This is a genomic window from Bradyrhizobium sp. B039 (genome assembly GCF_038965675.1).
Taxonomy (GTDB): Bacteria; Pseudomonadota; Alphaproteobacteria; order Rhizobiales; family Xanthobacteraceae; genus Bradyrhizobium; species Bradyrhizobium diazoefficiens.
In genome coordinates, this window is sequence record NZ_CP152416.1 from 6,771,380 (window position 1) to 6,784,354 (window position 12,975).

Annotated in this window: 17 protein-coding genes and 1 other RNA gene; 9 read left to right on the top strand and 9 right to left on the bottom strand. The window is 63.2% G+C overall.

Features of this window, described 5'->3' with window-relative positions:
* Positions 1–7 precede the first annotated feature (7 nt).
* From AAFG50_RS32170 to AAFG50_RS32180, 3 genes are all read right to left on the bottom strand, one after another.
* A complete protein-coding gene (locus tag AAFG50_RS32170; RefSeq protein WP_028176176.1) occupies positions 8–769 on the bottom strand; it encodes a tripartite tricarboxylate transporter TctB family protein in 762 nt (253 codons plus the stop codon).
* Between the two features lie 94 nt (positions 770–863).
* On the bottom strand, positions 864–1,394 hold the full coding sequence (locus AAFG50_RS32175; protein ID WP_011089256.1) for a chromate transporter: 531 nt from the start codon (positions 1,392–1,394) through the stop codon (positions 864–866).
* Positions 1,391–1,996, bottom strand: coding sequence for a chromate transporter (locus tag AAFG50_RS32180; RefSeq protein ID WP_028176177.1), 606 nt, complete (start codon positions 1,994–1,996; stop codon positions 1,391–1,393). The genes AAFG50_RS32175 and AAFG50_RS32180 overlap by 4 nt, the downstream gene beginning before the upstream one ends.
* Before the next feature lie 83 nt (positions 1,997–2,079).
* On the opposite strand from AAFG50_RS32180, the gene ssrA reads away from it, so the two are divergent.
* From ssrA to AAFG50_RS32215, 7 genes are all read left to right on the top strand, one after another.
* Positions 2,080–2,447, top strand: a transfer-messenger RNA (tmRNA) gene (gene ssrA / locus AAFG50_RS32185).
* 114 nt (positions 2,448–2,561) lie between these two features.
* Positions 2,562–3,080: a ClpXP protease specificity-enhancing factor SspB gene (locus tag AAFG50_RS32190; RefSeq protein WP_011089258.1), complete on the top strand. Its 519-nt coding sequence runs from the start codon at positions 2,562–2,564 to the stop codon at positions 3,078–3,080.
* Positions 3,081–3,170: 90 nt separating this feature from the next.
* Positions 3,171–4,604: a class II fumarate hydratase gene (gene fumC / locus AAFG50_RS32195; protein WP_028176178.1), complete on the top strand. Its 1,434-nt coding sequence runs from the start codon at positions 3,171–3,173 to the stop codon at positions 4,602–4,604.
* A gap of 276 nt (positions 4,605–4,880) precedes the next feature.
* A complete protein-coding gene (locus AAFG50_RS32200) occupies positions 4,881–5,069 on the top strand; it encodes a DUF4169 family protein (protein ID WP_011089260.1) in 189 nt (62 codons plus the stop codon).
* The gene (locus tag AAFG50_RS32205; RefSeq protein ID WP_011089261.1) at positions 5,066–5,317 is read left to right on the top strand and encodes a ribbon-helix-helix domain-containing protein; all 252 of its coding nucleotides are present in this window, start codon (positions 5,066–5,068) and stop codon (positions 5,315–5,317) included. The genes AAFG50_RS32200 and AAFG50_RS32205 overlap by 4 nt, the downstream gene beginning before the upstream one ends.
* Positions 5,318–5,433: 116 nt before the next feature.
* Complete coding sequence (locus AAFG50_RS32210) at positions 5,434–5,709, top strand: FeoA family protein (protein WP_011089262.1); 276 nt, start codon at positions 5,434–5,436, stop codon at positions 5,707–5,709.
* A gap of 49 nt (positions 5,710–5,758) precedes the next feature.
* Positions 5,759–7,630 (top strand): ferrous iron transporter B, encoded by a 1,872-nt coding sequence (locus AAFG50_RS32215; protein ID WP_028176179.1) that lies wholly within the window; start codon positions 5,759–5,761, stop codon positions 7,628–7,630.
* Between the two features lie 311 nt (positions 7,631–7,941).
* Here AAFG50_RS32215 and AAFG50_RS32220 read toward each other — a convergent pair whose 3' ends face one another.
* On the bottom strand, positions 7,942–8,697 hold the full coding sequence (locus AAFG50_RS32220) for an outer membrane beta-barrel protein (protein WP_028176180.1): 756 nt from the start codon (positions 8,695–8,697) through the stop codon (positions 7,942–7,944).
* Positions 8,698–8,874: 177 nt separating this feature from the next.
* On the bottom strand, positions 8,875–9,138 hold the full coding sequence (locus tag AAFG50_RS32225) for a hypothetical protein (protein WP_038966475.1): 264 nt from the start codon (positions 9,136–9,138) through the stop codon (positions 8,875–8,877).
* A 175-nt stretch (positions 9,139–9,313) separates the two neighbouring features.
* Between AAFG50_RS32225 and AAFG50_RS32230 the strand changes: the two genes are divergently transcribed.
* Positions 9,314–9,811, top strand: coding sequence for a GNAT family N-acetyltransferase (locus tag AAFG50_RS32230; protein ID WP_028176181.1), 498 nt, complete (start codon positions 9,314–9,316; stop codon positions 9,809–9,811).
* A 15-nt stretch (positions 9,812–9,826) separates the two neighbouring features.
* Here AAFG50_RS32230 and AAFG50_RS32235 read toward each other — a convergent pair whose 3' ends face one another.
* From AAFG50_RS32235 to AAFG50_RS32245, 3 genes are all read right to left on the bottom strand, one after another.
* Complete coding sequence (locus AAFG50_RS32235; protein ID WP_028176182.1) at positions 9,827–10,312, bottom strand: DUF417 family protein; 486 nt, start codon at positions 10,310–10,312, stop codon at positions 9,827–9,829.
* 220 nt (positions 10,313–10,532) lie between these two features.
* The gene (locus AAFG50_RS32240; protein WP_028176183.1) at positions 10,533–10,910 is read right to left on the bottom strand and encodes a RidA family protein; all 378 of its coding nucleotides are present in this window, start codon (positions 10,908–10,910) and stop codon (positions 10,533–10,535) included.
* 126 nt (positions 10,911–11,036) lie between these two features.
* Complete coding sequence (locus tag AAFG50_RS32245) at positions 11,037–11,408, bottom strand: cupin domain-containing protein (RefSeq protein ID WP_028176184.1); 372 nt, start codon at positions 11,406–11,408, stop codon at positions 11,037–11,039.
* A 319-nt stretch (positions 11,409–11,727) separates the two neighbouring features.
* Between AAFG50_RS32245 and AAFG50_RS32250 the strand changes: the two genes are divergently transcribed.
* Positions 11,728–11,961: a hypothetical protein gene (locus tag AAFG50_RS32250; protein WP_028176185.1), complete on the top strand. Its 234-nt coding sequence runs from the start codon at positions 11,728–11,730 to the stop codon at positions 11,959–11,961.
* Positions 11,962–12,036: 75 nt separating this feature from the next.
* Here AAFG50_RS32250 and AAFG50_RS32255 read toward each other — a convergent pair whose 3' ends face one another.
* Positions 12,037–12,933 carry a LysR family transcriptional regulator gene (locus AAFG50_RS32255; protein WP_011089270.1) on the bottom strand — a complete coding sequence of 299 codons (897 nt, stop codon included), beginning with the start codon at positions 12,931–12,933 and terminating at the stop codon, positions 12,037–12,039.
* Positions 12,934–12,975: the final 42 nt, after the last annotated feature.

Here is a 12,975-nt window from a genome sequence, read left to right on the forward strand (position 1 = left end):
CACGCCCTCACTGGATCAGGAAACGCGGAAACATCGGCATCGGTAGCCCGAGCACGTAAGGGAAGAGCAGCGCGCAGCCGAGCGTCAGGCAGGCGCCGACGATGGCAGCCTCCAGCCAGCGCGTCTCATGCGAGCCCATCGCCGCGATCATGAAGCTCGCGAAGGCGGAGACCACGAGGCCCAGCGGCCGGATCGCGAGCGCGAAGAACACGATCGAGACCATCACGAACAGCGGCCCGCGCCAGGAGTAATGGGCCATCGCCGGCCCATCGGTCAGAAGGCCGGTCAAGGCAATGCCGGCGGACAAGGCGACCAGCAGCCCGCCGAACATGCGCGGCGCGGTGCCCGCACCGAAGGAGAAGCCGCGCATGCCCTGCAAATCGCTCGAGGCCCACAGCGCGAACAGCGCGAGTGCCATCAGGATGACGCCGCCGACATAATCCTGGGCCGACCGGATGGTCATGAACAGCGTGACGATCGCCACCGCTAAGACCGGATAGGAATAGATCAGCGCCAGCAGCACGTCGGATGACGCCTTCTTGGTCTCACCGCCGACCGATCCGATCAGTGCCGCGGGAGCGCCCGCGACCAGCGCGGTGGCATGGCTGATGAGAACGGTGGCCGGGCCGCGTCCCGCGCCCCAGCCAAAGATCGTCCCGATCGACCAGATGAATTCGAATATCTGCGGCGCAACGGCCAGCAGACAAAAACCGATCGCCACCGAGGTGTTTCGGGTGGCTGTCGCTGAGTGGCCCATCGTATCGGCCATGCATGTCTCCTCCGCGACCCGTAAGTCACGCGCAGTGTTGTTCTAATCGGCTGGAAATGGATCCCTCGCCCGGATCACTGCCTAGCGATTTTCATTACACAATGCCAGCAAAACCCAACAAGCCCCCGGCGAGCAGGAGCCATAGTGGATTGATGCGCGAGACCGCTGCGAGCACCGCAACCATCGCGGTCAGAAGCACCGCAGCAATCGTGCGATCGGTCGCGTTGGCCAGGATCAGGGCACTCGCCGCCATCAATCCGATCGAGAGCGGAACCAATGCAGCCTGGATCAGGCCGGGCCAGCGCGATTGGCTCGGCCGGTTCAAGAGCCGGCTAACATAGTAGGCAACCAGCGCGGTCGGCAGGCACATGGCCAGCGTCGCTGCCAGCGCGCCGGGGATGCCGGCGACGGCATAGCCGATTAACGTCACGATAAGCACGTTCGGACCTGGCGAGAGCTGCGCGATCGCATAGGCATCAGTGAACTGCTTGTCGGTCATCCAGTGATGCACATCGACCGCGATACGGTGCATCTCGGGCACCGCGGCCGCGGCGCCGCCGACCGCGAACAGCGACATCAGAGCGAAGGTGGAGATCAGCGCCCAGATCGGGTTCTCGGCGTTCACGCTGCTACCTTCCGCCGCAGGAGGAAGGTGGCGCCGACACTCACCGGGATCGCGACCAGCAGCACCGCCTGGAGCGGCAGGCGGAGCACGCCGATGGCGAGGAACACGCCGAGCATCAGGATGAGCGCAACCGCGTCCATCCGCTTGAGCAACGGCGTCATCATGCGGAAGACGACCGCGATCAGGAGGCCGACCGCCGCGCAGGAGATGCCCGCGAGGATGCGGCGCAGCACCTCCACATCGCCGAACCGGGCGTAGATGATCGCAAGCACGGTCATGATCAGCGTCGGCGGCAGCAGCAGCCCGGCAAAGGCGGCAACGCCGCCCGCGATCCCGCGCAGCCGCGCGCCGAAGACCATCGACAGATTGACGATGTTGGGCCCGGGCAGGAAATGGCAGAGCGCGAAGGTTTCGTTGAACTCGTCCGCCGTCATCCAGCGGTGCTGCTCGACGATCGCCCGCCGGGCGAACACCAGAACTCCGCCGAAACCAGCCAGGGACATCCGGGCGAAGGCCACAAACAGCGCGGTCAGGCTGGGCGGAGGGCCGCTGGTCGCGGCACGATCCGGCTCTTGGGCGGCCGGTGCTGAATCCGGGGACATGTCAGGAGCTTAGAACGAGGGCCGGCGCGAGGCCAAGGCTATCCGGAACCTATCCAAAGGGAACCGCGCCATGCCGCGCCAAACCCCTGTCTTTCTAAACCTTTGCCCCCTATATTGGGGGTGCCGGTTCGCCGGCTATGGAAATAAACGGTCGTCGTAATAAACCATTCGGACCCGGGGGCGGTACCCGGCGCCTCCACCAAAGCCCACCAGCGGGCAGGCCCTAGAAGCGGGTTTTGGCGGGGGCGAAATAGGATCGACGAGGGCGTAAAGGGCGTGCTTTTTCCCGGTATTGTTCCGCCGTTATCGGGCTACTGCAATAGTTGCCAACGACAACTTTGCTCCGGTTGCTCAGGCTGCGTAACGCAGTTTGAAAGACCATCTTAAAGTCCTAACGGGTTAAGCTCCGTTAGGCGGGGTTCGGAGGCACCTGGCAACAGAAGCCTCCACTTACCTTCGATTTCCTCCCCCACGGGGACTCCTGCTGACCCGTCAGGCGCGGTACTATTGCGGCTTGGCGAGTCGGGCCGGCAGGGCCCAACTCCTGGAATGCAACAGGACGACCATGGCGACCGATCATATCCGATACGATGTGCTGGCCCGCGACGCGCTGCGCGGCGTGCTGCGGAAGGTGCTGACCGACGCCGCGTCGCATGGACTGCCGGGCGAGCATCATTTCTTCATCACCTTCGTGTCGAAGGCCGAGGGCGTGAAGCTGTCGTCGCGGCTCCTGGCGCAATATCCGGAAGAGATGACGATCATCCTGCAGCATCAGTTCTGGGATCTGACCGTGCTCGAGGACCGCTTCGAGGTCGGCCTGTCGTTCGGCGGCATTCCGGAGCGGCTGGTGGTGCCGTTCAGCGCCATCAAGAGCTTCCTCGATCCGTCCGTGAAGTTCGGCCTCCAGTTCGACACGTCCGATGTCGCAGAGGTCGCGCCCGAGACGTTGCCCGCGGCCCCTGCCCCTTCGGCCCTGTCGGTGCCCACGCCCGCCACGGACAAGGCGGAGACCGCGGAAGAGCCGACCCCGCCGAGCCAGGGCGGCGCCGAAGTCGTGCGGCTCGATCGTTTCCGCAAGAAATGATCTAGGCTACCGCGCGAGACCGTCGCGTCCGGCCAAACTGCCTATATAGAGGAGCACATGAAGAGGCCGCGCGGCATTTCGCGCGGCGGAATGGATGTGCTCATGGCCAAATCTGCACGCACGAAGACCGCTCGCCCCGCGACCCGCACCGAGACCGACAGTTTCGGTCCCATCGAGGTCCCCTCCGATCGCTATTGGGGCGCGCAGACCGAACGTTCGCGGCAGAATTTCCGCATCGGCACGGATCGCATGCCGATCGCGCTCGTGCATGCGCTCGGCATCGTCAAGCTCGCCGCGGCGCAGTCCAACCGCGAGCTCGGCCTGCTCGACCAGCGCCGCGCCAGTGCCATCATCCGCGCCGCGCGCGAGGTGATCGACGGCAGCCTCGACGATCATTTCCCGCTCGTCGTGTGGCAGACCGGCTCGGGCACGCAGACCAACATGAACCTCAACGAGGTGATCGCCAACCGCGCCAATGAGCTGCTCGGCGGCGAGCTCGGCGCCAAGAAGCCGGTGCATCCGAACGATCACGTCAACATGAGCCAGTCGTCGAACGACTCTTTTCCCACCGCAATGCATATCGCGGCGGCGAGCCGCATCACCGCCGATCTCGTTCCTGCCCTTGGCGAACTGCTCCGTGCGCTGCGCAAGAAGGAGAAGGAGTTCGCCAAGATCGTCAAGATCGGCCGCACCCACACCCAGGACGCGACGCCGCTGACGCTCGGCCAGGAATTCTCCGGCTATGCCGCGCAGGTCGAAAGCGGGATCGCGCGACTGAAGGTCGCGGTGAAGGAGCTCTATCCGCTGGCGCAGGGCGGCACCGCCGTCGGCACCGGCCTCAACGCGAAGCCTCGCTTTGCAAGACTGTTCGCAAAGCACGTTGCCGGAATCACCAAACTGCCCTTCACCAGCGCCGCCAACAAATTCGAGGCGCTGGCCTCGAACGATGCCTATGTGCTGGCGCACGGCGCCATCAATTCGGTCGCGACAGGCCTGTTCAAGATCGCCAACGACATCCGCCTGCTCGGATCGGGTCCGCGCTCAGGGCTCGGCGAGCTGATCCTGCCGGAGAACGAACCGGGCTCGTCGATCATGCCGGGCAAGGTCAATCCGACGCAATGCGAGGCGATGACCATGGTGTGCTGCCAGGTGTTCGGCAATCACACCGCGATCACGGTCGCCGGCAGCCAGGGCCATTTCGAGCTCAACGTCTACAAGCCCGTGCTGGCCTACAACATGCTGCACTCGATCCGGCTGATGGCCGATGCCGCGCGCTCCTTCACCGAACATTGCGTCAGCGGCATCCGCGCGGACGAAAAGCGCATAAGTGAGCTGATGCAGCGCTCGCTGATGCTGGTGACCGCGCTCGCGCCGAAGATCGGCTACGACAACGCCGCCAAGGTGGCCAAGACGGCGCATGTCAACGGCACCACGCTGAAGGAGGAGGCGCTGCGGCTCGGCTTCGTCACAGCGGACGAGTTCGACCGTTTGGTGCAGCCGGAGAAGATGACGAAACCGGGGTAATTCCTAATTCCGATAGTCATCCGTAATGATACGGAGCCAAAAAGCTCATAATTGTAAGGCTTAAAGGACAGGATTTGATTACCGTCAATGTTCCGGAAAGACGGCGTGCTACGCAGCTATTCTGCCCTTGGCGGGGCGAAATTCATCGTTTGATGGCCCAAGGGGCCGATTGACGAGGACGAGCAAATGACAATCAAGTCTTGTGGGGCGCGACGCGGCCCCCTGTTTCTGAATGTTTCATCCTGCCTGAAGAGGATCGGATGATGGAGACGCGGCATGGGGAACGTCATCAACCTGAATCGTTTCCGGAAGCGCGCCGAGCGGGAAGCCTCGGCGAAGCAGGCGGACGCCAATCGAGCGAAGTTCGGCCGCACGAAGGCGGAGCGGTCGGCGGAGGAGACGCGCGCGGACAGGGCGAAGGAGCACCTGGACAAGCATCAGATCGATCGCGAGGAGCAGCCATGAAGTCGCCCGTCGTGAAACGATCGATCGTCGTCGCCGGTCACAAGACCAGCGTCAGCCTGGAAGAGGCGTTCTGGAACGGCATGAAGGAGATTTCGGGCCTGCGCAACATGACGCTGTCCGAGCTCGTCGGCGAGATCGACGGCAACCGCCAGCAGGGCAATCTGTCCTCGGCGATCCGCCTGTTCGTGCTCGACTACTTCAAGAGCCGCGCCATGGCCGTCCAGCCGGACAAGGTCCCGGCCCAATAGCCGGCAAGGCGTTTTTTCGGCGCGTCGGGGCGTTCGCACTTTAAAATCACTCTAAGGTGCAGCTTCCGGCGAGCAAGCGCGCTTGACCTCAATGCCCTGCGTTGAAAATACAGGGCATGACCGACACCAATGATACGCGCCCTCACATGCCGCTGGGTCTGGCCCTGCGCGGCTACACCGGCGTCATCCAGCACCTGTCCGCCAGGGACACCGGTTCGGCGCTCTCGGACATCGAGCTCGAGAGCCGGCTGATCGAACTCGGCTTCGTCGAGGGGGCCCGGGTCGAGGTCCTGCATGAGGGGCTGGTCGGGCGCGATCCCATCGCCGTGCGGGTCGACAGCATCACGATCGCGGTCCGTCGGCGCGAAGCCATGGCCATCATCGTCGCCTGAGGCGGCCGCCCCCTGACCTCAGGCCTTTGATCCCAGATCGTTGAAAATCATGGAAGCACCCCTCCTGCATCTCGCCCTGGTCGGCACGCCAAACAGCGGCAAGACCTCGCTGTTCAATGCCCTGACCGGCAGCCGGCAGAAGGTCGCGAACTATCCGGGCGTCACCGTCGAGCGCAAGGAAGGCTTCTTCGTCACGCCCCAGGGACGCCAGGTCTCGGTGGTCGACCTGCCCGGCACCTATTCGCTGCGCGGCCGCAGCCCGGACGAGGAGATCACCCGCGACTTCGTGCTCGGCAAGGCCTCCGGCGAGACCGTGCCCGACCTCGTGCTGTGCGTGGCCGATTCCACCAATCTGCGCTTGACCATCCGCCTGCTGCTGGAGCTCAAGCGCACCGGCCGGCCGATGATCCTCGTGCTCAACATGTTCGACATCGCCGCGCGCCGCGGCATCACGGTCGACGTCGAGCGGCTCGCCAAGGAGCTCGGCGTGCCCGTGGTCACCTCGATCGCGGTGCGCAAGGGCGGCACGGCCGATCTGTTGACGCTGACCGACGAGATCTCGGCCAGGCTCGCCACCGAGCCTGCGGAGAACACCTGGCGCGCGCTCAGCGTCGGCGAATTGCGCTCCACCCAGCGCGAGGCCGACCGCATCATCGCCGACTGCGTCAGCCTGCCGAGCCGGCCTGACACCTGGACCGCGCGGATCGACGCGGTGGTGCTGCATCCCGTCGGCGGCCTCATCGTGCTGGCGCTGATCCTGTTCGTGATGTTCCAGGCGGTGTTCGCCTGGGCGCAGCCGCTGATGGAGCTGCTCAATTCCGGCTTCGACGCGCTCGGCGAGTTCGTGCACACCACCCTGCCCGCCGGCCTGCTCCAGAGCTTCCTCCAGAACGGCGTGATCTCAGGCGTCGGCAGCGTGATCGTGTTCCTGCCGCAGATCATCATCATCTTTCTGTTCATCCTGCTGCTGGAAGATTTCGGCTACATGGCGCGCGCCGCGTTCCTGATGGACCGCATCATGGGCGGCGCCGGCCTGCACGGCCGCGCCTTCATCCCGCTGCTGTCGAGCTTTGCCTGCGCCATTCCCGGCATCATGGCGACGCGCGTGATCGACAACAAGCGCGACCGGCTGACCACGATCCTGATCGCGCCACTGATGACCTGCTCGGCGCGCATCCCGGTCTACACGCTGATCATCTCGGCCTTCATTCCGGCGAAGGACGTCTGGGGCTTCATCAACCTCCAGGGCCTCGTGATGTTCGGCCTTTACGCCGCCGGCATCATCAGCGCGCTTGCCGTCTCGTTCCTGATCAAGTTCTTCATGCTGCGCGACTACGCGCCGGCACCGTTCATGCTGGAGCTGCCGGACTACAAGATGCCGCGGCTGAAATCGATCGCGATCGGCGTCTACACGCGGGCCAAGATGTTCCTCCACCGCGCCGGCACCACGATCTTCTCGATGATGGTGCTGATCTGGTTCCTGGCCTCGTTCCCGCAGCCGCCGGCGGGCGTCACCGAGCCCGCCATCGACTTCAGCCTCGCCGCCATCATCGGCAAGGCGCTCGAGCCGCTGCTCGCCCCCGTCGGCTTCAACTGGCAGATCGCGGTCGCCCTGATCCCGGGCATGGCGGCGCGCGAGGTCGCGGTCGCAGCGCTCGGCACGGTCTATGCGATCGAAGGCGGCAAGGAAGCGGCCGAGCAGATCGGCCAGGTGCTGGCGACGAAATGGTCGCTCGCCACCGCGCTGTCGATGCTGGCCTGGTACATCTTCGCCCCGCAATGCGCCTCGACGCTGGCCGTGATCCGGCGCGAGACCGGAAGCTGGCGATGGATGGCGGTGACCTTCAGCTACATGCTGGTGCTGGCCTATGCCGCGAGCCTCGTGACGTACAACGTCGCGGTGGCGTTGGGGGCGGGATAGAGTCCCCTCTCGAAACCAAAAACTGCGAAAACAACCCCATGCACAGTAGACGGGGTCGTGAAATCAATGGCTTACGAATTATCCGAATTCGCTTGACCCGTCGGGCAAGACACCGGCATGATGGCATCATCGGGAAGCGTCCGCCAACGATTGATCGCGGCCCGCATCCTCGACAAGTCCGCACAATTCACTCGCGCCTGGCCTTGCGACATCGCAGGAATTGATGCCGGACCTCCATCGTTTTCTTCGGCTTCCCATGAAAAGGCCCCGGTCGATGCCGGGGCCTGAGTTCACCGGGAAGACACACACACTCAAAAGCGAGCAGCGACCGGAGCACCGAAACCACCGAAGCGGTAGTTCAACCGAAGCGTAACCATGTCCACATCCTGGCTGATCCCGCTGCCGGTGAGCGCCAACCCGCCGGGCGTGACCACGCCTGCGAAGCCGAAATTGTCGCGTCCCATCCAGAGATGGTCGTACTCGATACCGGCCGACCAGTTCGGCGCAAAACCATATTCCCAGCCGACACCCAGGGCGCCGCCCCAGCGCGTGTGACCTGCCGAAGCCAGTCCGACGCCGGTGACGTTGTTGAATATATCGAATCGATTGCGGGTCACGGCAGCGCCGCCCTTCACGTAGAACAGCGAAGCGTTCCATGCCCAACCGAGCTGGGCTGTGAACAGCCCAATGGCGTCGGTCTTGCCTGTGGTCGAGATCAACGGATCGATCAGGCTGACGCGCGTGTTCTTGATCTCGGCCCAATCGCCCTGAGCTTCCAGACCAAGCACAAACTGATTGGTTTGCCAGCGGTACCCGATCTGTCCACCCGCAAGACCACCGGAGCGATCGGCGCAGCCACCTGCTACCGTCCCAGCGGGCGTTACGAAGTCGACGCAACCATGGCTTTGCCCCCAGCCACCGTTGGCCCCGATGTAGAATCCGCTCCAGTTGTAGACCGCCACCACTGGTGCCGGCGGCGGCGCCTTGACGGCCATGTCGGCCGCCATGGCCGGAGCCGCCATACTCAGTGCCACGAAGCCGATCGCAGCAGTTGAAAACTTCCTCATGGTCTCGTCCCCTTTTTTGCTCTTTCGTTCAAATTCGCTGTCTCGTCCAGAAATGAGCACCCATGCTGACCAGGTGCATAAGGTTCGCGAATGTGAGGAACTTTACGCGGGCAGGAGTCCTGAAGCCCGTATCAAAATGGCAACACCCAAGCGCCATCTCTATGCACTGTAGCGTGCTTAATCGATGCCCGACGCTTCTGACGGTAGAGAGCCGCCGTCATCGTTGAGCCACGCATGGATATCTGGCGCCGGAATGAGCCGCCTCGGAACGTGAGGATTGATCGTACCTGCAAAAACAGAAAGGCCTTCATCGAGCTTTGCGCGCGCGAACAACTTGGCTTCGTCCTCGGTCGCGAACGTCCGCGTCTCGCGCGGACTGCGCTGCCTCGGCAAAACGCCACGTTGTCGAATTTCAAAGCTGACGTACCAAGTCGGGATCATCGCATCTGTCAACCTGTGAGCCTCGAAGTCGGGTTGTGGCGCGATCGTCATCCGCGTATTTGATGCAGATCAAACCCCGCGCGTCACACCGGCGATCGGGAGGTTGAGTAAGACGTCGGCAGGACGGCATCGTCGGCGCAACAATCGATGCTCACTTCGAACGCCGCTAACCTCATTGGATCACTTCCGCACCAACAGACTGACCGCCGAGAAACTGCGCGACGATGATCTCGCCGACCTCGTCACACTCCATCTCGATCCCGACGTGTCCCGCTATCTCGGCGGTGTCCGTTCGGCGGAGGCGACGAAGACTTATCTCGCCGTCAACATGGCCCATTGGGACCGGCACGGTTTCGGGCTCTGGGTGCTGCGAACGAGAGACGGAGCATTCGCCGGACGGGCGGGGATCAGGCACATCCTCGTTGATGGTATCGACGAGATCGAGATTGCCTATACGTTCAAACGCGACCTCTGGGGCCAAGGATTTGCGAGCGAGACCGCCGCGGCGCTGACGCATATCGGGCTGTCGCAACTCGCGCTGCCGTCGCTCATCGGCCTGGTCTTCGTCAAACACCGCGCATCCCGCCGCGTGCTCGAGAAATCGAATTACATTCTGGAAAAGAGCACGACGCATCACGGCGAGGACGTCGTGATCTACCGCATCCGGCGGTGAGCGACGCCCCAACGCTCAGCCGGTGCGCAGCCGAATGGCCGATCGCGGCAATGAGGCCAGAAACAGAACGGCGCAGACGCACAGCAAGACGATGTCCTTGAACAGGAACTCGCCGGTCAGATTCCACGCCATGGGATCGGATGACAGGCTCCATGTGACGACGCCCGGCGTCGTGAAGAAGAACGACCATGTGATCGCGAAGGTCACCACGCCCATGAATGAGCCGACGGCGGACAAGACCGGGCTGAAGCTACCTGCCGCCAGCAGCGCGGCAATCACGAATTCGGCAACACCGAGAACATAGGCCTCTCCCCTCAGGCCGAAGATCGACAGCCAGGAGATGAACGGACTGTTGGTGATGAACTGCGCGATGCCCTGCGCGGATTGCAATGTGAATTTCTGCATTCCGAAGGACACGAATATGACCACCATGACCCAGCGGAGAATGGCGAGCGGACGATACGAACCTCCACCATTCTCGGCAACGTTGAATTCCTTCATGTGACGATCTCTCCCCGGAATGCGCATCCATCAGCGTGCGAAGAAAATATGTTCGCTCAAAGCTGTACGAAGAGATCCTTCCGCCGTTACCTGCATCCGGAGTTCCACTGATCACAGGTGCGTGCAACGGCGTGTGTCGGCGCCATGATCGAAGGCAATTCCGAGAAGCTACCAGCAGCGCTCCGCGACGGATCGCAGCGCCCAAGCGGCTCGAGGCCCGTCAGGCCGAGATGATTGCCACCACTTCAATCTCGACACGGGCCGATGTCGGCGTCAGGGCGCTGACCTGGACGAGCGTGCTGGCCGGGCGCACCGCATCGAAGGCTTCAGAGTGGGCGCGCGCCACATGCTCGGTGTCCGCCATATCGATCACGTACACCACGGTACGGACGACATGCCGCATATCGGCGCCAGCCTCGGCCAATGCGTCGGCGATCAATGCGAGTATCGCCCTGGCTTGCAGGTAGGCGTCGCCGTCGAGGTGCGGCGGGCGAGCCGTCGTGCCGGAGACAAAGACCTGGTTTCCGACGCGCACGGCGCGGGAGTAGCCATAAGCGTCTTCGAACGCGTACCCCGATGAGATATTTTGCCTCGTCAACGACGCGCTCCCATGGTTTCCCTGCCGCAACACCGAACTATCACCACTGCCCTCTTCCGGCAAAAGCCGCAAATGCCATCGCGGCGTGCAGCAGCCACGCGCAATCCATCAGGTCCCGCAGCAACCTCACGGCTCCAGCGTGTAGGAGCGTCCGGGTTCGAGCACGTAGATGGTCAGGAAACGGAGCGGACGTTCCGGATCACAATTGCGAAACAGGGTGTGTGGAAGATCCGCCCGATCCTGCAACGTCTCGCCCGCCCGGTACTGTCGCGGTTCGTCGCCGCCATAAGCGGACTCGGCGACACCTTCGACGATGTAGATCGCGCCCGCAACGGGATGCCGGTGAAGCGGCGCGACGCCACCCGGCGGATAGGTGACCTCGACGACCATGAGTTCCTGTTGATTGCCCGGCAATGGCAGACGTTCGAGAACCTTGCGCGTAATACCGGCAAACCCTGCTTGTTGAGCGCTCGCCTGACCGTCGGTACGTTCATCCATGGAGCACCTGTCTCGTTCGAGAGTTGCAGCCGTCGCGCCAGATCGCGGTGAACGACAATGGAATGCCTGAAGCGACAAGGTTGAAGGCTGAACCGCTCTCACAGCATTCTGCCTCATATGCGACAGCCCCGTTCAAAGCCTCGTGTCATGGGACCACTTGGAACAGAGCGACTCGCCTGACGCAGTTCCATCTGGCTGCTTCGATGATGTTCCTGAATGCAACCGACCTGAACAGTCATTCAAGAAAGTTTCTTGCCCGTTCCTGCAACAGGTGGTGACGGCAGTCGTTGACCCCCGACGACGCGAACAGGAGGAACAGATGAAGAAGCTGACTTACGCTCTTGCAGCGGTAGCGACGCTTGCAATCGGTGCCCCGACCATCGCCAATGCGGCCGGCGTCGGCATCTATGTCGGCGGCGACAGGGACTATTATGACGGCCCCCGCGCGCGCGTTTACGAGCATGACCGCGGCTGGCACCGTGGCTGGTACAATCACGACCACGATTACGACCGCGGCGTCGTGATCCGTCGTTATCATCATTGGGACGATTAGTGCGAGCCAGCACCATCGAACAAGGAGGCCTCGCTTCGGCGAGGCCTTTTGCATGTCGGCCGCCCCGCCACTTTCTCACTCGCCGCGATGGCGCAGCGCGTCGACGATGACCTTGAAGGCGGGCGAGTTCTGGCGGCGGCTCGGATAGTAGATGTGGTATCCGTCGAACACCGGCGACCACTTGTCCAGGACCAGCGCGAGGTCCCCCGACATGATGTGCCGTTGCACGACATTCTCCGGCACATAGGCGATGCCGTATCCTTTCAGCGCGGCATCGGCCTGGGCGTAGGAGGTGTTGAACGTCAATTGCCCATCCACTCGAACGCGAAGTTCCTGGCCGTCCTTCGCGAACTCCCACGCGTAAAGCCCACCTGCCCTTTCCAGCCGCAGGTTGATGCAATTGTGCCGCACGAGGTCGTGGGGGTGCTCCGGCACGCCGTGTTCGGCGAAGTAGCCGGGTGAGCCCACGGCCACCAGCCGCCAATCCGGTCCGATCCGCACGGCGACCATGTCCTTTTCGACGCTTTCTCCGAGACGGACGCCGGCGTCGAATCCGTCCTCGACAATGTTGCGAAATCCGTTGTCGAGACTGAGCTCGAGCTTGATGTCGGGATAGTCCTTCAGGATCGGCTGCAGCTTGGGCCACACCACGCTCTGGAGCGCGTGCTCCGACACCGTCATCCGGATCCGCCCCGAGGGCTTGTCGCGGAACGCCATCAGGTCGGCAATCTCGGCCTCGATCTCGGCGATGCGCGGAGCCATCGACAGCCTCAACCGTTCGCCGGCTTCGGTGAGACCGACGCTGCGTGTCGTGCGCGTCAGCAGCCGGATGCCCATCTGGTCTTCCAGCCGCTTGATGGTGTGACTCAAGGTCGATTGGCCAATGCCGAGCTTCGCGGCCGCCTTGGTGAAGCTGCGCTCCTTGGCGACCGTGAGGAACCAAAGAAGGTCGTTGAAGTCTTGCTTGGCCATCGTTTTCCGCCGCCGACCGTCCCCATTTATGCCGCCCATCGA